Below are 23708 nucleotides of genomic sequence, written 5' to 3'. Positions count from 1 at the left end.
CTAGGAGGCCACAGAAATGTCTAAAGTATCTATGGGTAAAAGGGCAACGCTGTATTTCTGCTTATTTACCATGCTCGTCTTCTCTTTTTTAAGCGCTTGCAACGATAAGGAATCTGCCGAAGCCGGCCCAGTAGTATCTCCCCCGAGCATCTCAATTTTGGCACCCCTTCATTTTCCACAACAGCCTTCGAAAGAGATTATGGCAGAGATCGAAAGACTGACAGGTGTGAAGCTCGATATAAGGTGGGTTCCAGAGGGGGTCTACACGGATAAGATGAACACGGCGCTTACGACCAATTCCCTCGGAAAGGTCACATTTGTAAAATTCTCAGACTACAATCTAGTGAAAAATGCTATTCGTTCGGATGCCTTTTGGGAGATCGGCCCCTATCTTCAGGAGTTCTCCAATCTTAAACAACTGAACCCCGCTATTCTTAAGCAGACTTCTGTAGATAGTAAGATCTATGGCCTATATACGGAACGCCCCTCTTCCAGACAGGGGGTCATTATTCGTAAGGATTGGCTCGACAATCTCCATTTAAATAATCCACAAACACTGGATGAACTGTATGAGGTTATGAGGCAATTTACATACAACGATCCAGATCAGAATGGCAAACAGGATACCTTCGGATTAGTCGATCGAAATGATCTTGTGTATGGGGTATTCAAGACATTAAGTTCGTATTTTGGCACCCCGAATAATTGGAAACTAGAGAATCATCAATTCGTTCCTGAATTTGTGACCGCTGAGTATATGAACACCATGAATTTCATGAAGAAATTATATGATGAGAAAATTATTAATCAGGATTTCGCCTTAACGAGCAAAGAAGTACAACGCGATAAGTTCATTAATGGTATTGCTGGTGTATTTATTGGCAGTATGACAGATGTAAAGCGGCTGTCTATTGAAGCTCAGAATTTGAATCCAAAGGCAGAACTTACGTTAATCAATCGGATCGAAGGGCCTGAAGGATATAAGGTGTGGTCGATACCCAATTATAATGGACTCTATCTCTTCTCCAAAAAAGCCATTGCTACGGAGGATGAACTCCGCGAGGTACTCGAATTCTTTGATCGAACCATGGATAAAGATGTAGCGAATATAATGATGTATGGGTTTGAAGGGCGCCATTATAAGCTTGAGGGAGGAAAAATCATTCTTCCCGAGGAAACCTCAGAACTGCGGGTGCAAGAAGTAAATCCGTTATATTCTTTGATGATTGCAGATATTAGTAATAAGAACATTATGGAGGTGGCTCAGAAGGAGCAATTGACCTCACTTGCGGATCTGCTAAGTAAAGATAATGAATCTTTTCTGGTCGACGATCCGACCGTGTCTTTAAGCTCATCCACCTATGATGAGAAAAATGTGGAATTGTCTACAATCATTGTGGACGCTACGTACAATTACATATTAGGCAATATAACCGCTGAGGGATTCCAGAAGGAAGTTGAGAAATGGAGAGCTAGCGGAGGAGATCTGATTATTAAAGAATATGGTGAGGCTGAGCTTGGGATAGAAAAGTAAATAGGTTAGATAATCTTTGATCCACTGCGGCTGATGCGGTGGATTTTTTTGTGTTATCACCATAATCATTTGATCAGATCCCTTTAAGAACGGGGCTTTATGGGGAAATGATTGTTTTCGTAACCTTGCCGACGATGTAACGTGGAACTCGTAACCAATACAAATTATGGAGGTCAAAATGGTATGAAGAAGAAATCCTTCACCATGTTGTTGACGGCACTGTTAGCGTTCAGCACATTGTTAGCTGGATGTGGTGGTAACAACAACAATCAAGCAAGTTCTGAAACTGCAAGTGGTGAGAGCACTGCTAAGCCGGTTGAGACAGAAGTACCTAAAGAAGAAGTGAAAGCAGGACCGACAGAAATTAAGATTATGCTTCCATTAAATATTCCAGAGACCCCGCCTGATACGATTAAGCTTGAACTTGAAAAATTGACCAACACGAAGCTGACCTATCAATTTTTCCCGGCTGATACTTATGAAGAAAAACTTAATTCATCTTTTGCAACCGGCTCACTGCCGCAAGTGACGTACTTGAAGAATCAGACAACCTTCATTCAGATGAAAGAAGCGATAAAAGACGGACAATTCTGGGAAATAGGTCCGCTATTAAGCGAGTTTCCTAATTTGAGTAAATTGAAACCAGAAATTCTGAATAACACGAAAGTGGACGGCAAGCTGTACACCTTATATATCGGCCGCCCTCTAGCACGTCAAGGTATCATTTACAGAAAAGACTGGGCTGATAAATTAGGACTTGCTGCACCAGCAAATGTAGATGAATTATTCGAAATGGCTAAGGCCTTCACGGAACAAGATCCAGACGGTAATGGACAGAAAGATACTACAGGTATTATTGACCGTAATGAGTTGACCTATGGAGCTTTCAAAACTGTCTCTTCTTGGTTCGGAACACCGAACACCTGGGGAGAGAAGGATGGAAAATTAGCGCCTGAATTTACATTCGATGAATATTTCGACACGATGGACTTCTTCAAAAAAGCTCGTGATGGCGGATACATTAATCAAGATTTCGCTGCTACCAGTAAAACAGATGCTGTAAATATGTTTAAGGCTGGAAAGGGTGGACTCTATATTGGGGGCTCCATGCAAGATATTGATTCCCTCAATAAAGATACTATTAAGAATAACCCTGATGCTGTTTTGGATGCGCATAGTATGGTTGCAAGTCCAGATGGAAAGTATGCTCAATGGATGATTCCAGGCTATAACAATGTTGTCTTGTTCCCAAAATCTGCTGTAAAAGATGAGGCAGAACTCAAGAAGATTCTTGCTTTCTTTGATCAAATGATGACCCCAGAAGTAGCTAATTTGATGTATTGGGGAATCGAGGGTACTCACTATACCGTTGAAGACGGTAAAGCGAAAGCTACAGATGACAAAGAATTGATTGAACGTGAAGTAAAAGGATATAAGGACAGCGTTATCGGCGAAGCTGAAACCAATGGAATGTACGAGAACTATAACACGCTGCCAGGAAGAATTCATGCGGATCAATTGGTTCTTGAGAATGTCAAGGTGGGTGTACCAGATCCAACAGCTGCGATGGATTCGGCTACGTACACAGAAAAAGGTGTTGAGCTTCAACAGATTATTACCGATGCAACTTATAAATATATCTATGGACAGATCGACAAAGCAGGGTTCGAAAAAGAAGTTGAGAACTGGAAGAACCGTGGCGGAGCTAAGATTATTGATGAGTACAACGCATTGTATAAGAAATAAAACCTAGCTGAAAAGGTTGTTGATTTTGTTTCAACAACCTTTTCTCTTCATAGTCACATGGAGAAATAAAGAGTTTGAATAAAGAAGGAGAAAGGAAGAGAATCATGCAGGAACTCACCGCACAGCCCAGTCCAGCTCCACAAATAAAGCGTGAGACTTACAAGAGCAGCAGTGAACTTAAAAAGCGTCTGTGGAGAAATAAATGGCTCTACGTCATGCTAACACCGGGAGTGCTATATTTTATTATTTTTAAATATTTTCCTATGTACGGACTAATTATCGCCTTTCAAGATTACAAACCTTATCAAGGAATAACAGGCAGTAACTGGGTAGGAATGAAGCATTTCAGCAGGTTGTTCACAGAGCCGGATTTCTTAAATATTTTAGTGAATACACTTGTGCTTTTCGGATTAAACATTCTTATCTATTTTCCAATGCCGATTATTCTTGCCCTGATGTTGAATGAACTTCAAGGCAGCTTTTTCAAAAGAACCTTTCAGACGATCTTCTATTTGCCCCATTTTCTGTCGTTGGTTATCATCGTCTCCATTTCTTTTGTGATGGTTACGATGGATGGAGGAATTATCAACGAGCTACTTTCCTATTTCGGATTTGAAAAAATTAATTTCCTGCTGAATCCTGGATGGTTCAGGCCCATGTATATTATTCAGGTGATTTGGAGAGAAGCAGGCTGGGGAACGATTATTTATTTAGCTTCCATAGCTGCCATTGATCCAGGACTTTACGAAGCATCACGTATGGATGGAGCTGGACGACTCAGACAAGTCTGGCATATTACACTTCCAGCGATTAGAGGCGTAATTATCACATTATTTATTTTGAAAATTGGTTCCGTTCTGGATCTTGGATTTGAACATGTGTTTCTGCTGCTTAACTCCATGAATCGAGAAGTTGCGGAAATTATCGATACGTATGTATATACTGCTGGTCTGAGACAGGGGCAGTTTAGTTACAGTACAGCCATTGGATTCTTCAAATCAATTGTCGGCTTGATCATGGTTATGTTGGTGAATAAAGCATCTAAGAAAATGGGAGAAGAAGGCGTTTATTGATATGTTGTGGGAGGAATAGAAATGGTAGAAGATAAAACAATCAGTGGCAGAATTTTTTCTGCTATAAACTTTACGCTGCTTGCGATCATTGCTTTAATAACTGTGCTCCCCCTTGTTCACGTTGTAGCAGGCTCTTTCACAACGAGTGCAGAACTGGCTTCTAGTAAGTTTGTACTGATCCCAAAGGTATGGAGTCTGGAAGCATACAAGTTCATCTTTTCAACGAATACAATATTTAAAGCCATGGGTGTTTCCATTGGTGTTACGGCAGTCGGTACTTTCCTCAGCTTGTTTATAACTTCTTTGATGGCCTACGCTCTTACCAGAAGAGATCTGGACGGACGTAAAGTGGTTAACTTTATGGTTGTGTTCACGATGCTCTTTCATGGTGGAATGATCCCAACCTTCCTCGTGGTAAAGGAATTGGGACTAATAGACAGTTATGCAGCGCTTATTCTTCCTTCAGCAATTAGTGCGTTTAACATGATCATTTTGAGAAATTTTTTCCAAAATATACCTGAAGGTCTGGAGGAGTCGGCCAAAATTGATGGTTGCAACGACTTCGGAATATTATTTCGAATTGTATTGCCATTATCCTTACCTGCGTTAGCGACTATCGGATTGTTCTATGCGGTTACGTATTGGAATACTTACATGAATGCGATTCTGTATTTGGATGATAGTTCGAAGTGGCCAATACAGGTTCTGCTCAGACAAATTGTTGTCCTTGCCAGCGGTATGGATCACAGCTCTACACTGGATACAACTGTTCCACCGCCAGACCAAACAATTAAAATGGCTGTTATCGTTGTTGCTACTTTACCAATAGTTTGTGTATATCCATTCATACAGAAGCATTTTGCCAAAGGTGCCATGTTAGGTTCTATGAAGGGCTAATAAGAGGAAGAGAGAGATTATTCTTTGGAAGGAGCTTGGAGATGACTGGCAGGATACCAACAACACCAATGGATTGGGCAAAAAAGGCATGCGATTCTTTAATGGATACTTACAGAGCGGGAGAGCTTCCTCCAGCACATCGTTGGCATTACCATCAAGGTGTATTTCTGTGTGGTATGGAGCTTTTGTGGAATGCATATCAAGAAGACCGCTATATTAACTATATTCAGGAATACGTGGATGATTTGGTAGATGAATATGGTAACTTTTATTTCGCCCGCGATGAGCTGGATGCTGTTCAAGCTGGACAACTGCTGTTTAATCTTCATAAACGGACAGGTAAACTCAAGTATCGCATTGCTGCGGAGAAGCTGAGGAATTTATTGCTTACGTTAAACAAAACCTCTGAAGGTGGGTATTGGCATAAGGATAAATATGCTAACCAAATGTGGTTAGATGGGCTTTATATGGCAGGCGTATTCTCGTTAAAATATGCTAATGTCTATGGCGATCCTAGCTTACGTGATACAGTTCTCCATCAAGAGATGTTAATGCGTAAGTATATGAAAGATGAGACAACCGGGTTATTGTATCATGCTTGGGACGAGAGTCGCCGGATGCCATGGTCAAACCCGGAGACAGGGTGCTCACCGGAATTTTGGAGCAGATCGCTGGGCTGGTATGGTCTCGCATTGTCGCAATTTCTTGATCTGTTGGCCGTCCAAGACCCAGCCCGAGCTGAATTATCTTCTACTTTACGTGATTTTGTTGATGCCCTTATTCGTTATCAAGATCCGGTAAGTGGACTTTGGTATCAGGTCGTAGATAAGGGGCATGAGGCGGATAATTGGCTGGAGACCTCAGGTTCATGTTTATTCGTCTACACGATTGCCAAAGCAGTGAAGCATGGCATTGTAAGCGATGTGGAAGTCGCTACAGCCGCGGCTAGAAAAGGGTATGAAGGGTTAATCCAAATCATTCAGTGGGATGAGCAGGATAGGTTGATTTTGCCGGACATTTGTATCGGTACTTCGGCTGGGGATTACGAGAGTTACGTCACTAGACCTAAAGTTAAAAATGATTTACATGGCGTAGGCGCGTTGGTGATGGCTTGTGTTGAGATGGAGAGCTTAATCCAAGGGTGATTCGATTGAATTCTTACTAGACAATGACTTGATTCTCTGGGACTGAGAATCAAGTCCTATTATTTTGTGGGAAAGATATTCTTAAATTTAATGATAATCAGGGGGTTGGGATGAAGAGATCACATTGGGCAATCCGCACAGCAGACTCAATCATGGCGAGGACACCAAAGCTTTATGAAGATAAAGGCTACAACGGAAGCTGGACGTATGACTATGGTGTCGTATTGAATGGATTTGAATGGCTTTGGAAGCATACCGGTGATGCGAAGTATCTGCAATTCATTCAATATCAGATGGATAACTTTATTCAGGAGGATGGCAGCGTTAAGGGTTATCGCCTAGATGAATACAATATCGATCACATTAACAACGGGAAATTATTATTTACGCTATATAAAGAAACCAAGCAGGAAAAATACAAACAAGCGGCTACCTTATTTAGAAAGCAGCTAGAGACACATCCGCGAACCTCGGAAGGTGCTTTTTGGCATAAAAATATTTATCCCTATCAAATCTGGTTAGATGGTCTTTATATGGGCGCGCCTTTCTATTTAGCCTACTTGCTAGCTTTTGAAGAAGGGCAGGGGCTTGAAGATGTTACGAAACAATTTATCTTGTGTGAGAAGCATACGAAGGATTCGGAAACAGGTCTGTTATATCATGCATGGGATGAACAGCGTCTTCAACCTTGGTGTGACCGCGAGACAGGATGCTCTCCAAACTTTTGGGCGCGTTCACTTGGCTGGTATCTTATGGCTTTAGTAGATGTTCTAGAGCTATTGCCGAGTGAGCATTCCGATTATCCAGAGCTGGTGCGTATTCTAAACGATACTTTATCAGCTGTGAAGAAATATCAGGATCCTGAATCTGGCGTCTGGTATCAAGTAGTGAATCTGGGGCAACGCAAAGGGAATTACTTAGAGGCTTCCGCTTCTAGCATGATTGTGTATGCTATGGCAAAAGGTATTCGATTAGGCGTATTAGAGGCTAGTTGGTACGAACCGTTAGATCTCGCCTTCCAAGGACTTCTCTCAGAGTTTGTTCTGGAGACCAAAGAAGGATGGGTCAATCTAAATAAGAATTGCCAAGTAGCAGGGTTAGGTGGAGCAGATCAACGCGACGGCACGTTCGCTTATTACATTAGTGAGCCTATTGTCACTAACGACCAAAAGGGTGTCGGTGCTTTCTTGCAAGCCTGTGTGGAGTACGAACAATTAAGAGGCTGGATCTGATATAGAATAGGAGTGCTATAAAATGTCCGTATATAATATTGAGGATTTTGGGGCGCTTAAGAATAGCGGGATGTTAGCGACAGAGGCGATTGCGCATGCGATTGAAGCGGCAAGTGAGGCTGGTGGAGGAACCGTTTATGTGCCAGCAGGTACTTTCTATACGGGTGCGATTGTTATGAAAAGCAATATTGAATTAAATTTAAATCCAGGAGCGATCCTTTCATTCAGTACGAATCCGGTGAATTATCCTGCGGTGGAATGCAGATGGGAAGGGGTGAAGCAGCAGGTTCATACGCCTTGTATTCATGGCAAAGGTTTAGTCAATATATCGATTACCGGAAGCGGAACTATTAATGGTAATGGCAAAGCATGGTGGGATGTATTTCGGAATCGTCGGGAAGAGCTCATGTACCCCCGTCCGACTTTGATTGGATTTGATAGCTGTCAGCGGATAACAATTAAGGATGTCTCGCTAGTGAATTCTCCAAGCTGGACCGTTAATCCTGTGGGCTGCTACAATGTGACGATTGATAATCTGTCCATTAATAACCCGGCTGATTCTCCGAATACAGATGGTATTAATCCAGAATCTTGTACGAATGTTCGGATTAGTAACTGTAATATTGATGTAGGTGATGACTGTATTGCTATCAAAGCGGGAACTGAAGATACGAAAGAGCGCATTCCATGCGAGAATATTACGATCACCAATTGTACCATGGTTCATGGGCATGGGGGTGTTGTACTCGGAAGTGAAATGAGCGGAGATATTCGTAATGTAACCATTAGTAACTGTGTCTTTAAACAAACCGATCGTGGCATACGCATGAAATCAAGACGTGGACGCGGAGGGACGATTGAAGATATTCGGATCAGTAATATTGTAATGGAAGAAGTCATTTGTCCGTTCGCACTAAATCTATACTATTTCTGTGGACCTCGCGGGAAAGAGAAGTATGTGTGGGACAAAAACCCTTATCCGATTACAGATGAAACGCCATGCTTTAGACGAATTCATTTCGCCAATATTACCGCACGTAATGTACATGCATCTGCGGGATTCTTATATGGACTTGCAGAGCAGTATGTATCGGAGATTACTTTTACAAATATTGATATCTCCATGGCACACAATGCAGTTCCCGGGCATCCGGATATGATGACAGGGATCGAGAACATGAACAATCGCGGATTTTTTCTGGGCAATGCAAGGGATGTGCAATTCCATCAGGTGAGCATCGAGAATCATGAAGGGCCTGCTTTTTATATTGAAAATGGTGAAGCGATAGAGATCATGAATTGTCATTCGAAGAACACGAGCAAGCCAGAAAAACTAGTAGAACAAGTTACAGTTTCGCCTACAGAACAGAATGTGTGTCGGTAAGGGAGGGAACCATGGAGCCTGATAAACTGAAGGAACTGTTGGGCGATCTTCCGTTGGATAAGCCGATTGCCGTAACTGTGATGAACCAAGAGGAGTGGGACGGATATATTCTGGAATCTCTTTTACTGGATCTTAATGGAATTGAACAGGTACCGGCTTATGTGGCAATCCCTTTACATAAAGAAGGGCCGTTTCCGCTGGTTGTCTTTAATCATTCTCATGGAGGGAATTACGCGAATGGACGCAATGAGTTTATTCGGAGTAGTCCCTATTTGCAACAGCCCTCTTTTGCTAAAGCGCTAACGGAGTTGGGATATGCGGCTTGCTGTATCGACATGTGGGGATTTAATGAGCGGGGTGGCAGAACTGAGAGTGAGTTAGTGAAGGAAATGCTGTGGCAGGGGCAGGTCATGTGGGGCATGATGCTATATGACAATATTCGTATGATAGATTATATGGGCCAACGTGAGGATATTGATACGTCACGAATCGCAACAATCGGCATGTCCATGGGTGGTTTGATGGCCTGGTGGCTGGCTGCATTAGACGAACGGGTCGGGGTGATTGTCGATATTTGTGGTCAAGTAGATGCGCATACCTTAATTGCGGTAAGAGGACTAGATCATCATGGTTACTATTCTTATGTGCCCGGGTTGTTGAAGCATTACACAACGCTCGATATTCAAAAGCGGATCGTTCCCCGCCCGCGAATGAGCCTGGTAGGCAGAAATGATCGGCTATGTCCCACTGAAGGAGTAGCACTCTTGGATAGAGGGCTGTCCGAAGCTTATCAAACGGCAGGGAAATCAGAACATTGGCAACCTGTCATTTCTAGTGGTGGGCATATGGAGACCTTGGAAATGCGGACTTTATGGCAGCAATTTTTGGCGAAGCATCTCTAAAATCCATAGAAGGGAACTGAACCAACGATGCTAGTAGTAGGCAAAGAATCCTTTTGTGACTATCACACGATTCAAGAGGCGATAGATTCGCTAGAGTGCGAGCCATCGGGCCAAGCAGATACGCTTTATATTTTGTCAGCCATCTATAATGAGACAGTAAGGATTTATCGTTCTTATCTAACGATTATAGGGATTGGCCTCGTGGAAATAACCATGAATCATTATGCCAAAGAGCGTGATGAAGCGGGTGAAGAAATCAATACGTTTGCTACACCAACGTTATTTCTGGGAGGTACAGACCTGGTCTTAGAGAACCTGGTGATTTCCAATAGTGCTGGGCAGGGAGAACCTATTGGTCAGGCGGTAGCCGTTTATGCGCATTGTGACCAAACCGTGTTCAGACATTGTACCTTTAAAGGGCATCAAGACACGTTGTTCACAGGGCCTTTGCCACCTGCTCCACGAGAGCGAGGGGCATTCGGAGGCGTTCCGCTGAGAGAACATCATGCCCAGTATCGTCAGTTGTATCAGCATTGCTATATAGAAGGAACAATCGATTTTATTTTTGGCGGTGCAACGGCTTATTTCGATCAATGTGAAATCCGTAGTTTACGTCATTATGAAAACAATACAGGGTATATAACAGCTGCCTCCACACCCGAGGGACAGCTACATGGTTATATTTTCAAGAATTGCTTCTTAACAGCCGACTCTGATATTGCTCCAGTGTTTTTAGGACGTCCTTGGCGTGAGTACGCTAAGACTGTATTTGTGGGTTGTCAGATGGGTTCGCATATTCATCCTTTGGGCTGGGACAACTGGAATAACTCAGCGAATGAGCAAACTGTAAGATATCAGGAATTTGGCGTGAAGGATACTGCTAATGTGCGAAAGCAACGTGTTCCCTGGGCGGATTGCTATGAGGATGGGGGAGAAGCGCTGGATAAAGAGTTTGTTTTTGCTGGGACGGACTTTTGGAAGTAATACTGTAATTGATTAGTTTATAAAAGAGAGGCAGTCATGGACGAGTGAGATAAAGTCCTAGGCTGCCTTTTTTAAATGAATGAGCTCTTTATCATTTATTCTTTTGTTTTCTTTCAATATATATCCAAAAGTAATAGATCAACCAAAATACCATAGGAACTATTAAAACATAAGGTCTCTGGATTGCTGGAAGAATGTAAAATAAAAATAGCCCAATTAATATCGTTGGTAGCAATAGAATAAAATACTTTTTCCAATGCATTTCTTCCCCACCTTTTGTTTAATACTATAAAAATATTTTGCTAGCTTTGAGTGTTAATGCCCTTGTATACCAAGATCACTTAATGGATAATCAGTACAATTATTAAAATGATTATGAATGTTTTTTCAAGTTAAGTCGAAGGCTAGTTTGTAGTGAATATCTTATTGATAAAATGAATGGTCCTGATGCCTATAAATTGATTATCTAATAATATTTCGGCAAATAAAGTTGTAGACTGAGTTAATTGTAGTAACATAAATAGAGGATGGTTAGTTCATTATATGAGCTAATCTCCTCTATATTTTGTTAGATTGATGAATAAAGGAATGCAGGCGATTCGCAAAGCTAATAATTTAGAGCGTTCCTAATAAAAGATGAGGTATATGTGATGCCAAAAAACGATAATATGCTGGCAATCCTATGGATGCTGAATTCGGGCGTTAAAATGACCGCAAAACAAATATCCGAAAAGTTAGAAATAAATATAAGGACAGTCTATCGGTACATTGATGCGCTAGGTGCCAGTGGAGTGCCTATAATATCCGACACTGGTCATAATGGCGGGTATAGCTTGCTGAATAATTTTATCAGAGCACCTCTGCTATTTGATATTGAAGAAAAAAAAGCACTTCTTCATGCTGCTGTTTTTGCAAAAGAAGCCGGATACCCTTTGAGTGAGGCATTAGGTAATGCGACATCCAAATTGAAAATGTATTCGAATCAGGAACAGGAAAGTGTTCTCAGCCGTCATTTAGCCGGATTTGAAGTTATAAACCGTATGGGAGACCCTTCTATTCAGCCAGTATTGGCGGAATTGGAGCAAGCTGTAGCAAACGAATTCTCTGTAGAAATTGATTATCACACACGCCGTGATGATCAACCCAAGACTAGGGTGATAGATCCCTATGGAATGGTTTACTGGAACAATAAATGGTATATTGTTGCATTTTGCCACCTGAGAAATGAGATTCGCAGCTTTCGGGTAGAACGGATTTTACAAATCAAGCGTACTCAAAACATATTTAAGCGTTCCGAAGCTTTTTTGGCTCGGGAATTTTTTTTGCGAAATCTATTACCTGATTTAGTCGGCAAGGACGGGTTAATTGCTTTAATTATCGAAGGTAGCTCAGAGGCATTGGATGACTTATGCCTGCATTGGTTTTTGGGGCATCATCTGAAAGAGCGTACATCAAATCAAGCAATCTTTTTACTTGAGGAAAAATCAATTCATACCTATGTTCCTAATTTTCTCTTATCCTACGGGAAATCCATTCAAGTAATCGAACCACAGAGTTTGAAGGAAAAACTAGTTGGTGTTGTGTCGGAGTTAATGGAATATTATCAACTTTAATAGCTTCACTGACAGTGGATGTCAGTGAAGTCATTTTATAATGATGATAATCATTGATTACCGATGGTTGGTATCACTTGATGAATTATAAAATAAGGAGAACTTGCAAATGAATAATACGGTATATCTTTATGTGTTTGACACAATGGCAGACTGGGAAATAGGCTACTTAACTGCCGAACTGAACTCGGGAAGATATTATAAAAAGGGGCTGGCCCCATCAAAAATAGTTACCGTGGGAATTGATAAGACCCCAGTAACTACAATGGGTGGATTGAAAATACTGCCTGACATCAAATTGGATGAGTGCAGCATTGAAAGATCAGATCTATTGATTTTACCCGGTGGAGATACATGGACAGAAACCATTCACGACCCCCTCTTAAAAATCGCTGAGAGGTGTTTAAGGGAAGGTATATGGGTTGCAGCGATTTGTGGTGCTACAATGGGACTTGCCCAGACAGGATTGCTGAATTCACGTGGGCATACAAGCAATGATCTGGAATACCTTAAAATGATCTGTCCCACTTATACAGGAGAAAAGTATTACAAAATGGAGTCTGCTGTAACTGATGGAAAACTGATCACAGCATCTGGAATAGCTCCGTTGGAATTTTCTGCACACATCTTGAAAGCTTTGGATGTGTTTTCTCCAAAAACATTAGACGCCTGGTATAGCCTGAATAAGACTAGTGATTCTAAATATTACTATGAGTTGATGAATTCAATACAATGAAGGTATCAGCATTAATATGGACAAAATGCCACATGAGTAACAATATAAATGTTCGTTCAACAGGAATTCTAACGGAGTACGATAGTTAAGCATAAAGGGTTAAGGTACTTAAATCTATCGTTTTTTGAGTGGAACATCTCGTCACTTCCCACTAAAGGAAGTGGGTCATCGTGATAGCTCTTTTTGAAGCGGAGCAACGCTCTTGCTCCGCGACTTATTGAGGCTAACGACAATGTCGTCCAGCAGTTTTGGTGTTTGTACTACCGCCGCGATCCGTTCGATGACGTAGCTTTCAGCGTGTCGTATATTCGATACGCGACAAGCGTTGCCCCGTACTGAGGGCATCTCATGAGCCCCGTCAGATAGAATGACTTTGCTCCCTTAAATTTTCAAAAAAAAAATTTAAGGAGCAGAGCTATCATAAAATATGTAAATGCAGATATTATCTTTCCGGAAGAGTTGCTAAAAGAAATTCAGAAGTACATTCATGGCCGCATGGTTTATGTCCCGACCCCTGAAAAGTTGCATAAAAAATGGGGATTCACTTGTAAGTCACATCAAGCTTTCTGATGTGGCTTTTTGTGTAGAATTTGATTTTAAATCAAATTCAGTATATTTTCAATCAGCACCTTTTGATACCATAAAAGTAAAGGGGGAGAGGTTATATGGATAAAAAGATTAAACTACTATACACACAAGATATTTTGAGACAGTCCGCGCAATGTTTTGGAATACGTGAAGACTCAATTTTCGAATTAAATGGGTTTCAAAATTTCGTTTATTCCGGGGTAGTTGGAGATCGAGAAGTTATTTTAAGAATTGCCCATGTCACACATCGGAATGAATTATTAACAAGAGCGGAACTAGATTTTATCATGTTCCTGGCCGATCGCGGAATGAAAGTAGCGAAGCCCATTCAGTCTTTATCAGGGGATCTTATTCATATAATTGACGAGTCCTTTGTTGTGACAGCTTTTGAGAAAGCACCCGGCAGAAATGCAGTAATAGCCGAGGAGAGCAATACGTTTTATGAGAATATCGGTCAAATGGTCGGGAAAATACATAAGTTTTCACTTAATTATTCGTCCCAACATTCACGCTATGAATGGAATGATAATGCCCTATTAGCCTCATTTAAGAAATATTGTCCGTTAGAATTACACGATAACTTTGATCGTTTAATTACTGAAGTTAGCGCTCTACCCAAAGAAAAAGATACGTACGGTCTTATTCATGGGGATATCAGCCCTGGCAATTATCTTAATGATGGGGACAAAGCCTTTATTATTGACTATGATGACGCGGAATATAGCTGGTTTGTTTCTGATATTGCTACACCATTATTTTATGAAATCCCTATTCCGTGGGTTGTGTCTGGAGATGTAAGGAAGGAGATTGCAAAGCGTTTCTATTGCAACTTCTTAAACGGCTATTGTAAGGAAAATACTGTGAGTCAAGATTGGTTAAACAAAATCCCATTATTTATTAATTTAAGGCAAGCTAGAGTTTTAGCCGCGCTCTATAGAAGCAGAGATTTTAACGCTCCTGATTGGAGCGAATGGGATGAGCAAGCCCGACGCTTCTACTATGAAAATTTGTTAAATAACACTCCCTATATTGATATGGACTTTTTGTGTTAACCGGGTACGATACTTTAACAAAGCCAGAAAAGGAAGGGCCATCCCACAAAGGATGGCCTTTAAACTTGCCGTTACAGACAGCGCGGAACCTTATCACAAGTAGCGGCAAGTTTTATAGGTGAAATAAAATATCCCCTCGAAAAGGGGTTTGGTTCTAGGTCACAAATGTGATGTATGGACTCGAAATTGCTCAAACCGATTTTAAGAAAAGCTTGTTACGAAAGTAAATGAAATAAGGAGCCAGTTTGATGGCTCCTTGTTTTCGTTATTTCTGATATTCGTTTCGCAGGATACTCATTAGAATACGATCATACTTCTGCCCGTCTCTTAGTACAGATTCCCGCATCGTGCCTTCAACTTGGAATCCGACTTTTTGATAGGCATGGATTGCACTATTATTGTAACTGATGACATCGAGTCCGATTCGATGTAAGTTCAGTTCATAGAATCCATACCTTAGAATCAAACGCAACGCATCAGTGCCGTAGCCTTTGCCCCGAAAGTTTGGATCGCCAATGCCAATTGCCATTTTTCCACATTGATTGTTCCATTCGATGCTAAACAGAGCAACAAATCCAATAAGTATATCGCTTTCGATAGTTCGCAAATGAAATTCCATACTTTTTGTACTATTGTTGTTCGATTTCTCGAATGATTCAACAGAATCCGGCATGACGAAGTCAGTATCCAAGTTCCTTAGATATTCCGCATCTTCACTCCATAACGCCAAGGTTGTGGCATCTTCAGGGCGGGATGCGCATAAACGAACTAATTGCCCAGAGAAAAGTGATTTGTTAATTGACACTGTAATCCCCCATATCTTGCAAACGGGGACGTGTTCATTAATGCCCCCTGTTTACAGTTGAAATTTGAACCGTAGAGAAATCAGGGTGACAATCATTGGCACACACTCCTTTATTATTGTAAGGATATTTTACTAAAACTTACCCTAAAAAAATAGTCCAACAAGCGCAATGTCTAGTAATTCAATTGGATTTTCTTCGTGGCTGGATATCGTAGGGGATAGACTTTTACCAGCTTTTCCTGGCTTCGGTGGACAGATTAAAGATGAAGTATTGCATGCTCGATTTCTACCAAAGATTATAGCGGCAACTGCATTTGGAGAAATTAATGGTGTAGTGACAGAACGCATAGAAAACCTCGCAAAATTATTTAAATTAGCAAAGCTTCCCTACGTTATTAAAAAGGATATGCAGTCGTATCTAATCACACATTCCGTATCAGACATTGCCATGTTGAGCATTTTGCATTCTGAGAATAAGATCATTGACAAAAAAGAGCCAGAACTAGAAAGGCTGCACGCAAAATAACAGTCACTTTAAAAGCGTATCTAAGGGCAATACAAAAAGCTGGTGTTTCAATTGACCCACCAATGCTTAAAATGGTGCTTGAATTTCCAAACTTATTGTTGGATCTTTTCTTTATGACATGGCTACGAACTAAAATGGTTAGGGATATGATGCTGCCGGATTATGCGAATAATGCTAACAATGAGTTTGTGCAGCTGAGTAATGATTTAATGAAATTTTTAAGTCAACATGATATCAAATCAGAAATACATGTTCAGTAATTTTTTTCACGAAACCTTACAAAAGTGTTAGGTAATTGTCATCTAGATCAATGAAATGTCATCTAGATCAATGGCATCAACCTAACAGCTCCTCTATACTAATCCATTGAGAGGATTAATTTTAAGGGGGAGTTGGTCGTGAGGTTTTTTGAAATGCTGCTATTCTTTTCAAGTGCTAGTTTTTTTGGACTCCTGTTCATTTTAAATCAACGTATTCGAAGATCTGCTATGCTCCTGACAAGCGGAGCAGGCTCCATTTTTTTAGTGATACATTTACTTGTCGAAGGATACAGGGTTCAGCTTGTATTTTTATACGGATTTACAATCCTGATGCTTATGCTTTCGCTTATAGACGTTTTTAGAACGCGGAAAGTCGCTCGGACTGCTTCGCGAATTCGTAGGGTGCTGGGCCGCCTTTTTATCGTGTTTGGGCTAATCGCAACGGGGTGCTTCCTATATGTGTTTCCTGTATTCGACTTTCCGGCGCCAACCGGCGAGTTGCAGGTAGGCACGCAAATCTTTCATTTCATAGACCAAAACCGTGAGGAAACATTTAGCAAAACCGCGACAGGCAAGAGAGAATTGATGGTTCAGGTATGGTATCCGGCTCAAGATGGCACTGGCAAGTACGCTCCCTTTATTCCAGATACCCAGATTTTACGTTATATGGCCACGAACTATGGCCTTCCCCAGTTTACTTTACAACACCTAAAGTACGTATCCAGTCATTCTTATTCGGGGGCTGAAGTCTCTTCTGCACAGATTTCATACCCACTGATCCTTGCGAATCCCGGCTTCGGCTCTTCCAGGTTCCTCCACACGGCGCAAGCTGAATATCTCGCGAGTCACGGATATATCGTGGCAGTGATTGACCACACCTATAATACATTTGCAACCGAGTTTCCGGACGGTCGAATCACGACCAGCACAACCAACGATTTATTCTCGCCTGACCATGATTACCAGACGGAAAGAGGTAATCGCGACAAGTTGGGTAAAGTTTTAACCGACGATGTGGCGTTTGTGCTGGACCAATTTGAGCTCATCCAATCGGGGAAGATTCCAAGTCATCTAAAAGGGAGAGTTGATCTCGGTAATGTCGGTGTGTTCGGTCATTCCATCGGTGGAGCGACGGCCTATGACGCTTCTTACGATCCGCGAATCGCGGTTGGAATAGACTTTGATGGAGGGCTTTATCGATTGCGTGACAGAGAGGGTCTGCGTAAGCCGTTTTTGTTCATCCACTCGGAAAGCGAATTTGAAAAATTAAAAATGGTGATGGATAACCGGGTCTACACGGATTCAGAGCTTAACCGTATGGGCTCAACAAGAGAGTGGGAGGATAAAGTAACGGAAGATAAAAAGTTGGAGCTTGAACGGATGCGCCAAACAGTCGACGTAGGGGGACAAGTCCTCTATATCGAAAATACGGAGCATTTGAATTTTACCGACGTACAGTTCATTACTCCGATATTCAAAATACTGGGCATTACCGGAAAGATTGCTCCTGAAAGAGCAAACTCCGTTATCAATGCCTATATGCTGGATTTCTTCGATATGTATCTGAAAAATCAAGGCGGAATCTTAATGAAAGGACCGAATAGTCGCTTTCCGGAGGTAAAGTTCGTAACCTCACTATTATAAATTACGTAACAGGCTACCGATTTTGATAAGCTCCTCTTCAAGTAGACAGGGGTTTAATTAATAACCGTTACTTGAAGGGGAGTTATTATTTTGTCTAAGAAGAATGAATACAAGATCTTTTGGATAATCAATGGATACTCGTAATTGAGCGTATGATTTCATCTTTGAAATGGCTCTTGGCTTCTATTTGAGCTCACTGGCCTTCTAGAATTCATAGATTATATAATATAGGGATTAGCTTCGATTGTTTCCGCTTTGGCAACGGCTTCCTCCAATGTCATGCCAGTAAAATTCTGCGCATGGAGGAATCGTCCGCTCTTCTTGTCATCCACAAAAGCACCTACCGCGATTCCGGGAATAACGTTCTCCACTGCTCCAGGTGCGTTCGGGCCTCCTAGATCGGTTCTGCACCACCCTGGATCCGTAATATTAATCATAACGTTGGTGCCTTCCAGCCTCGATGCCAAATCCTTCGTAAATTTATCAAGGGCTGCTTTGCTTGCTGCATATCCTGCCTGCTCTGGTTCATTCTTAATTCCGCTTGTTGTATTGATGACACGTCCGAAGCCCCGTTCAATCATCTTAGGAATCAATCGGTGGCAAATCGTCGCAATGGAAATGAAATTAATTCGGAAGCTCATATCGAAGTCTTCCACAGGAGTTTGCCAGTAATCTCTTCTGTAAGCGATTTGCACGGCTGCATTGTTGAAAATAATATCAACAGGGATTTCTTTAGCTTCAATGTCATCTAGCATGGCAACTACTTCTTCGTGATTGGCAAGCTCGGCTTGTACGCAATATGCATCAACACCAAGCGCTTGTACCTCTTCCTTCACTTTCTTGGTATGTTCTAAGTTTCGACTATGTAGAATAAGGTTACACCCTTGCTTGGCCATGAAAATCGCTGTCTCATAACCGACGCCTCTGCTTGCCCCCGTAATAAGTGCCCATCGTCCTTGTACGTTTACCATAATAAGCCCTCCTTGTAATCAGTAGTTAATTTGCTAATGCTATCAGAATAAAGATAGATTATATCCTATTTTACACTGTAAATAATAAATTTGATAGCAGATTGTTAGTTATTATAATGTTGTTATTACATAATAAAACTAACAAAATAATTGAACTACTTAATGGAGGGGCATATGAAACAAATTAGAGTCTTTGGACCGCAGAATTTCAGAGTCGCAACGACGGAAGTTCCGTTATTGGCACCCTACGAGGTATTGATCGACCTGCAAGCTTGCGGCATCTGGCTGTCGTGATGACCGGCTGCCTACTAGTCTTACTAAGTTATCGTTTTTTACAGTTAGCTATGCTAACCCTTATTTGGGTCAGTTACTATTTAAGATTAGGTTTTATCTAAACGTGTTATGCCTTCAGACGCTTTACATCCTGTTTAGGCGGAAAACCAAACATGCGGGAATACTCACGGCTAAATTGCGAAGGACTTTCATAGCCTACTCGAAATGCCACATCGGTGGCATCTGCTGACTCGGTTAGTAATAACCGGCGGGCTTCCTGAAGTCTCAGATGTTTTTGGAACTGAATGGGGCTCATTGCAGTTACTTCTTTAAAGTACCGATGAAACGAAGAAACACTCATATTCGCTATTTCGGCAAGCTCCTCAATCTTAAAAGAACTAGCATAGTTATTCATGATATGTTCAATAACATCTTTGATTAGATGAGTTGAGCTTCCTTCCATTACAATATGCTCCAATGCAATCCCATTTTGCCCTTGTAGCACCCGATAAAGAATCTCTTTTGTAAATAATGGAGCTAACACTGGAATGTCTTTAGGCTGATCTAACAATCGAGCTAACCGTAGGACCGCATCCATTAAGGAAGACTCCATCTGGCTAACAAACATAGCTCGCTTAGGATTTTCTTTAGCGTAAATTCGAACTTCAGATTCCTGTAAAACCTCTAAAATTTGACTTGGTGTAAATTCAAGCTTGAACCCTAAGTATGGAACATCGGAAGTGGCTTCAGTGACTTGGGCGGTAACTGGCAGGTGAACGGATGCAATGAGGTAATCGGAGGGGGTGTATCTAAAACGCTCCTGTGCCAGCCATACCTCCTTAGCCCCTTGTACCACCAAACATAAGGAAGGCTTGTAAACTCCATGCTTTGGTATGGACGCATTCGAGTCACGCATGAAAAATAAAGAGGGAATAGCAGTTTGGTGAACACCATCTTTTTCTGTGAAATGGTCAATGATTTTTACGAGTTCATTCTGCTGTTTAGTGATTATTTCAGGCATTTGATCCTCTCATTTCGTTATCTCTTTATAGTCTGATTATAGTCTATATTCATCCCTTACATAAGTGTTAGTGAGAGGATTAGGCAAACATTTGGCAAGAATGGGATAACGGTCACTTTGTCATCAGGTACATAATAAGGATATGCAAACAGAAAGAGGATTTACACATAATCATTGAAAACTTGGAGGGTAATATTATGCAAAAAGTAGTTTTGAACAATAATGTTGAAATGCCTATACTCGGTTTTGGTGTTTATCAGATTCAAGATGCAAATGAATGTGAGCAAAGCGTTTATGACGCTATTATGGCAGGTTATCGCCTGATTGATACTGCCGCCTCTTATCTAAATGAAGAAGCAGTTGGCAGGGCTATTAAACGGAGTGGCGTGGCAAGAGAGGAATTATTTATCACTACAAAGCTTTGGGTTCAAGATACGGGTTATGAGCGCACAAAGAAAGCATTTCAAAAATCACTGAACCGATTACAGCTTGATTATTTGGACTTGTATTTAATTCATCAGCCATTTGGCGATGTGTTTGGCTCATGGCGAGCTATGGAGGAATTATATCGTGAGGGCAAGATCCGTGCGATCGGCGTTAGTAATTTTCACCCGGATCGTTTGATTGATTTAATTCTTCAAAATGAAGTAGTCCCAGCTGTTAATCAGGTTGAAACGCATCCATTCAACCAGCAAATCGAAAATGCGGAATTTATGAAAGAAAATAATGTTCAAATCGAGTCATGGGCGCCTTTTGCTGAAGGGAAAAATAATTTGTTCCAGAATGAGTTACTGGTATCCATAGCTGAAAAGTATAATAAATCCGTGGCTCAGGTGATTTTACGGTGGCTCACACAAAGAGAAATCGTTGTGATTCCGAAGTCAGTTCGTAAAGAAAGAATTATCGAAAACTTCAATATCTTTGATTTTGAATTAAGCCAAGAGGATATGGCATCCATTGCTAAGTTAGATACGAATCAGAGTTTGTTCTTTTCACATCGGGATCCTGAAATGGTGAAATGGATTGGTACTCGTAAACTCGATATCTAACATATTTTCGAATGAACTACTTTGTAATTACTCCAATCTTATGAGATAATAGAGTTTTTCCGTTGATTCTATTTTTCATGGCATAACGTGATATGCCTGATCAAATATTGGAGGTAGGCTTGTTGGCGACACAGTATCCTTTTGAATATGATCGGACCAGACCTTTTATGGAGCAAGTAGGGGAATGGGTCGGCGATGTATTCTATGAAATTCTTCCTGAGGCAGGGTTTGAAGTTCGTGATGAACAGATTTACATGGCGTTTCAGGTGGAGCGAGCTTTTGCTGAGAAGAAGACGATTTTTGCTGAGGCAGGGGTCGGTACGGGTAAGACTTTAGTGTATTTGTTGTATAGCATTTGTTATGCAAGGTATATGGGCAAACCTGCGATTATCGCCTGTGCGGACGAGTCCTTGATTGAGCAGTTGGTGAAGCCAGAGGGTGATATTGCCAAGCTTGCGAAGCATCTGAATATGAATATTGATGCCAGACTAGCGAAATCTCCAGATAAATATATGTGTCTGAAAAAGCTGGACCATGCTCGCAACAATGATGATGGGAGCTTGCCGCTGGAGAGTTTGTATGGTACTTTACCTGATTTTGTACATTCTCATGCACCGATGCAGCAGTTCCATGCCTACGGCGACCGTAGGGATTATTCAGATCTGAATGATGAACAATGGAATAAGATCAACTGGGATACGTTTCAGGATTGTTTTACTTGTGATATGCGTCATCGCTGTGGACAAACGTTGTCCCGTGATCATTACCGGAAATCAAGCGACCTGATCATTTGTTCCCACGATTATTACATGGAGCATGTCTGGACTTATGAAGCGCGTAAACGAGAGGGTCAAATTCCTCTGCTTCCAGAGCATTGTGCAGTTGTTTTTGACGAAGGGCATTTGTTAGAATCTGCTGCCATGAAGGCGTTAGGCTATAAAATGAAGCATGTTGTCTTTGAAGAACTAATCTCTCGTCTGCTACAGAATGAGATTCGTGAAACGCTTGCTGTTCTTATCGATGAAGCAATTATGCAAAGTGAGCAAATGTTTAAACACATTCGTCGTCAATGCCGCACCATTCCTGGATCGGATCGAAAAAGCATTGAGCTAAATGCATCGCTAATCCGTGAGGTGCATCGCATGCGTAGTGTAATTGCCGCTATTGAAGAAGAATTAGTATTCGAAAGTGGACTGTACACGATTGATGAATATCAATTGCGGATTGTGGAAGAACGTTTGGAGACCATAGAGATCGCATTGAGGTTGTTTGAGGATTCAGGTGCATTAATCTGCTGGGCGACAGAAGATAGCGATGGCTTAACGCTATCTGTCATGCCGCGTAATGTTAAGGAAGTACTTCAAGACAGCTTATTCACGCAAAAAATGCCAATCGTATTCTCTTCGGCTACATTATCCGTGGATAAATCATTCCAATACTTGAAGGATAGTCTTGGAATACACGACTTCCTGTCTTTCTCTGTAGACTCACCTTATGATTATGAGCACCAGATGAATATCTATGTACCTGAGCTTCAGAGCGGTGATTTTACTGAGAAAATGAAGATCTCCCTGAAGCTAATTCAGCAGACAGAAGGAAGAGCCCTGTTGTTATTCCGTACTCGAGAAGAACTTCTGCAGTTCAAGCAGCTCAGCTCGCAGAGAGCAGGATCCAGCAAGTATTCTTTCCTCTATGAAGGGGATCAGGAGATCAGCTATCTGATCTCAGCTTTTCAACGGGATGAGCATAGTGTGCTTTGTGCGGTGACGCTGTGGGAAGGATTAGATATACCAGGACCTTCACTATCTAATGTGATCATTTGGTCGCTACCTTATCCTCCGCTCGACCCTGTATTTATGGCAAAACGTGCGGAGACCTCCAATCCTTTTGAAGATGTGGATTTGCCTTACATGCTGCTAAGACTTAAACAAGGAATGGGACGTCTGATCAGAACGGGTACGGACCAAGGAATTGTGACAGTGCTTGCGGAAGCTGAAGGACAACATCCCGTTCACGAGTATATTACTTCTGTACTACCGAAGGGAACTAAGCTCCAGAAGCTTGAAGTGTAAATTCAGAAATTTAATATAGGAACACAATCGCTCTTTTGGTGAGGTGGATGCTCTGGCATGCTGCTTCTCGAAGGAGCTTTTTTTTGCGTGAATTCAAGCATAAGGAATACTAATCTTACGGATAGTATATTGGTATTTAACTTTCGAGCCATGGCGTATTATTGTTGATTCATGGGGGAAGGGAAATACATACCTCCGTCA

The 23708-nt window shown here is 41.4% G+C and carries 21 protein-coding genes; 17 read left to right on the top strand and 4 right to left on the bottom strand.

Annotated features, from left to right (window positions below):
* Positions 1-16 precede the first annotated feature (16 nt).
* The 11 genes from ACFWMP_RS05050 (at position 17) to ACFWMP_RS05000 (ending at position 13246) form a co-directional block, all read left to right on the top strand.
* The gene (locus ACFWMP_RS05050; RefSeq protein ID WP_379422311.1) at positions 17-1534 is read left to right on the top strand and encodes an extracellular solute-binding protein; all 1518 of its coding nucleotides are present in this window, start codon (positions 17-19) and stop codon (positions 1532-1534) included.
* Between the two features lie 183 nt (positions 1535-1717).
* Complete coding sequence (locus ACFWMP_RS05045) at positions 1718-3280, top strand: extracellular solute-binding protein (protein ID WP_379422309.1); 1563 nt, start codon at positions 1718-1720, stop codon at positions 3278-3280.
* 104 nt (positions 3281-3384) lie between these two features.
* Positions 3385-4353 (top strand): ABC transporter permease, encoded by a 969-nt coding sequence (locus ACFWMP_RS05040; protein WP_042186647.1) that lies wholly within the window; start codon positions 3385-3387, stop codon positions 4351-4353.
* Between the two features lie 21 nt (positions 4354-4374).
* Positions 4375-5250: a carbohydrate ABC transporter permease gene (locus ACFWMP_RS05035; protein WP_042186649.1), complete on the top strand. Its 876-nt coding sequence runs from the start codon at positions 4375-4377 to the stop codon at positions 5248-5250.
* Between the two features lie 41 nt (positions 5251-5291).
* On the top strand, positions 5292-6395 hold the full coding sequence (locus ACFWMP_RS05030) for a glycoside hydrolase family 88/105 protein (protein ID WP_379422306.1): 1104 nt from the start codon (positions 5292-5294) through the stop codon (positions 6393-6395).
* A gap of 110 nt (positions 6396-6505) precedes the next feature.
* Complete coding sequence (locus ACFWMP_RS05025) at positions 6506-7627, top strand: glycoside hydrolase family 88/105 protein (RefSeq protein WP_379422304.1); 1122 nt, start codon at positions 6506-6508, stop codon at positions 7625-7627.
* A 22-nt stretch (positions 7628-7649) separates the two neighbouring features.
* The gene (locus tag ACFWMP_RS05020; protein ID WP_379422302.1) at positions 7650-9011 is read left to right on the top strand and encodes a glycoside hydrolase family 28 protein; all 1362 of its coding nucleotides are present in this window, start codon (positions 7650-7652) and stop codon (positions 9009-9011) included.
* An 11-nt stretch (positions 9012-9022) separates the two neighbouring features.
* On the top strand, positions 9023-9913 hold the full coding sequence (locus ACFWMP_RS05015; protein WP_379422300.1) for a dienelactone hydrolase family protein: 891 nt from the start codon (positions 9023-9025) through the stop codon (positions 9911-9913).
* Positions 9914-9940: 27 nt separating this feature from the next.
* Entirely contained in the window at positions 9941-10897 is a 957-nt protein-coding gene (locus ACFWMP_RS05010) for a pectinesterase family protein (RefSeq protein WP_379422298.1), read from the top strand.
* Positions 10898-11547: 650 nt separating this feature from the next.
* Entirely contained in the window at positions 11548-12510 is a 963-nt protein-coding gene (locus ACFWMP_RS05005; RefSeq protein WP_379422296.1) for a helix-turn-helix transcriptional regulator, read from the top strand.
* 109 nt (positions 12511-12619) lie between these two features.
* Positions 12620-13246, top strand: coding sequence for a type 1 glutamine amidotransferase family protein (locus ACFWMP_RS05000; protein WP_283911136.1), 627 nt, complete (start codon positions 12620-12622; stop codon positions 13244-13246).
* A gap of 165 nt (positions 13247-13411) precedes the next feature.
* Here ACFWMP_RS05000 and ACFWMP_RS04995 read toward each other — a convergent pair whose 3' ends face one another.
* Positions 13412-13591: a hypothetical protein gene (locus ACFWMP_RS04995; protein ID WP_379422293.1), complete on the bottom strand. Its 180-nt coding sequence runs from the start codon at positions 13589-13591 to the stop codon at positions 13412-13414.
* 320 nt (positions 13592-13911) lie between these two features.
* Here ACFWMP_RS04995 and ACFWMP_RS04990 point away from each other — a divergent pair, with 320 nt between their 5' ends.
* Entirely contained in the window at positions 13912-14886 is a 975-nt protein-coding gene (locus ACFWMP_RS04990) for a phosphotransferase enzyme family protein (RefSeq protein ID WP_379422291.1), read from the top strand.
* 265 nt (positions 14887-15151) lie between these two features.
* Here the strand turns inward: ACFWMP_RS04990 and ACFWMP_RS04985 are convergent, their stop codons facing one another.
* On the bottom strand, positions 15152-15685 hold the full coding sequence (locus tag ACFWMP_RS04985; RefSeq protein WP_379423512.1) for a GNAT family N-acetyltransferase: 534 nt from the start codon (positions 15683-15685) through the stop codon (positions 15152-15154).
* 175 nt (positions 15686-15860) lie between these two features.
* Between ACFWMP_RS04985 and ACFWMP_RS04980 the strand changes: the two genes are divergently transcribed.
* The 3 genes from ACFWMP_RS04980 to ACFWMP_RS04970 all read left to right on the top strand — a co-directional run bounded on the left by ACFWMP_RS04980 (position 15861) and on the right by ACFWMP_RS04970 (position 18121).
* Entirely contained in the window at positions 15861-16217 is a 357-nt protein-coding gene (locus ACFWMP_RS04980; protein ID WP_379422289.1) for a hypothetical protein, read from the top strand.
* A gap of 113 nt (positions 16218-16330) precedes the next feature.
* On the top strand, positions 16331-16477 hold the full coding sequence (locus ACFWMP_RS04975) for a hypothetical protein (protein ID WP_339246710.1): 147 nt from the start codon (positions 16331-16333) through the stop codon (positions 16475-16477).
* Positions 16478-16615: 138 nt separating this feature from the next.
* A complete protein-coding gene (locus ACFWMP_RS04970; protein ID WP_379422287.1) occupies positions 16616-18121 on the top strand; it encodes an alpha/beta hydrolase family protein in 1506 nt (501 codons plus the stop codon).
* A 218-nt stretch (positions 18122-18339) separates the two neighbouring features.
* On the opposite strand, the gene ACFWMP_RS04965 is transcribed toward ACFWMP_RS04970, so the two are convergent.
* Both ACFWMP_RS04965 and ACFWMP_RS04960 read right to left on the bottom strand, forming a co-directional pair.
* Positions 18340-19092, bottom strand: coding sequence for an SDR family NAD(P)-dependent oxidoreductase (locus ACFWMP_RS04965; protein ID WP_339246715.1), 753 nt, complete (start codon positions 19090-19092; stop codon positions 18340-18342).
* Positions 19093-19492: 400 nt separating this feature from the next.
* Positions 19493-20386: an AraC family transcriptional regulator gene (locus tag ACFWMP_RS04960; RefSeq protein WP_379422284.1), complete on the bottom strand. Its 894-nt coding sequence runs from the start codon at positions 20384-20386 to the stop codon at positions 19493-19495.
* 197 nt (positions 20387-20583) lie between these two features.
* Here ACFWMP_RS04960 and ACFWMP_RS04955 point away from each other — a divergent pair, with 197 nt between their 5' ends.
* The gene (locus ACFWMP_RS04955) at positions 20584-21435 is read left to right on the top strand and encodes an aldo/keto reductase (RefSeq protein WP_379422282.1); all 852 of its coding nucleotides are present in this window, start codon (positions 20584-20586) and stop codon (positions 21433-21435) included.
* Positions 21436-21527: 92 nt separating this feature from the next.
* A complete protein-coding gene (locus ACFWMP_RS04950) occupies positions 21528-23507 on the top strand; it encodes an ATP-dependent DNA helicase (RefSeq protein ID WP_379422280.1) in 1980 nt (659 codons plus the stop codon).
* The last annotated feature ends 201 nt before the right edge of the window (positions 23508-23708 follow it).

The sequence above is a fragment of the Paenibacillus sp. NPDC058367 genome (assembly GCF_042723305.1).
GTDB lineage: Bacteria > Bacillota > Bacilli > Paenibacillales > Paenibacillaceae > Paenibacillus_AQ.
This window is presented reverse-complemented; position numbering and strand designations above follow the sequence as displayed.

Coding starts and splice junctions, on each gene's coding strand:
- ACFWMP_RS05050 (WP_379422311.1), top strand. CDS start 17: ATGTCTAAAGTATCTATGGGTAAAAGGGCAACGCTGTATTTCTGCTTA.
- ACFWMP_RS05045 (WP_379422309.1), top strand. CDS start 1,718: ATGAAGAAGAAATCCTTCACCATGTTGTTGACGGCACTGTTAGCGTTC.
- ACFWMP_RS05040 (WP_042186647.1), top strand. CDS start 3,385: ATGCAGGAACTCACCGCACAGCCCAGTCCAGCTCCACAAATAAAGCGT.
- ACFWMP_RS05035 (WP_042186649.1), top strand. CDS start 4,375: ATGGTAGAAGATAAAACAATCAGTGGCAGAATTTTTTCTGCTATAAAC.
- ACFWMP_RS05030 (WP_379422306.1), top strand. CDS start 5,292: ATGACTGGCAGGATACCAACAACACCAATGGATTGGGCAAAAAAGGCA.
- ACFWMP_RS05025 (WP_379422304.1), top strand. CDS start 6,506: ATGAAGAGATCACATTGGGCAATCCGCACAGCAGACTCAATCATGGCG.
- ACFWMP_RS05020 (WP_379422302.1), top strand. CDS start 7,650: ATGTCCGTATATAATATTGAGGATTTTGGGGCGCTTAAGAATAGCGGG.
- ACFWMP_RS05015 (WP_379422300.1), top strand. CDS start 9,023: ATGGAGCCTGATAAACTGAAGGAACTGTTGGGCGATCTTCCGTTGGAT.
- ACFWMP_RS05010 (WP_379422298.1), top strand. CDS start 9,941: ATGCTAGTAGTAGGCAAAGAATCCTTTTGTGACTATCACACGATTCAA.
- ACFWMP_RS05005 (WP_379422296.1), top strand. CDS start 11,548: ATGCCAAAAAACGATAATATGCTGGCAATCCTATGGATGCTGAATTCG.
- ACFWMP_RS05000 (WP_283911136.1), top strand. CDS start 12,620: ATGAATAATACGGTATATCTTTATGTGTTTGACACAATGGCAGACTGG.
- ACFWMP_RS04995 (WP_379422293.1), bottom strand. CDS start 13,591: ATGCCCTCAGTACGGGGCAACGCTTGTCGCGTATCGAATATACGACAC.
- ACFWMP_RS04990 (WP_379422291.1), top strand. CDS start 13,912: ATGGATAAAAAGATTAAACTACTATACACACAAGATATTTTGAGACAG.
- ACFWMP_RS04980 (WP_379422289.1), top strand. CDS start 15,861: ATGTCTAGTAATTCAATTGGATTTTCTTCGTGGCTGGATATCGTAGGG.
- ACFWMP_RS04975 (WP_339246710.1), top strand. CDS start 16,331: ATGACATGGCTACGAACTAAAATGGTTAGGGATATGATGCTGCCGGAT.
- ACFWMP_RS04965 (WP_339246715.1), bottom strand. CDS start 19,092: ATGGTAAACGTACAAGGACGATGGGCACTTATTACGGGGGCAAGCAGA.
- ACFWMP_RS04960 (WP_379422284.1), bottom strand. CDS start 20,386: ATGCCTGAAATAATCACTAAACAGCAGAATGAACTCGTAAAAATCATT.
- ACFWMP_RS04955 (WP_379422282.1), top strand. CDS start 20,584: ATGCAAAAAGTAGTTTTGAACAATAATGTTGAAATGCCTATACTCGGT.
- ACFWMP_RS04950 (WP_379422280.1), top strand. CDS start 21,528: ATGCCTGATCAAATATTGGAGGTAGGCTTGTTGGCGACACAGTATCCT.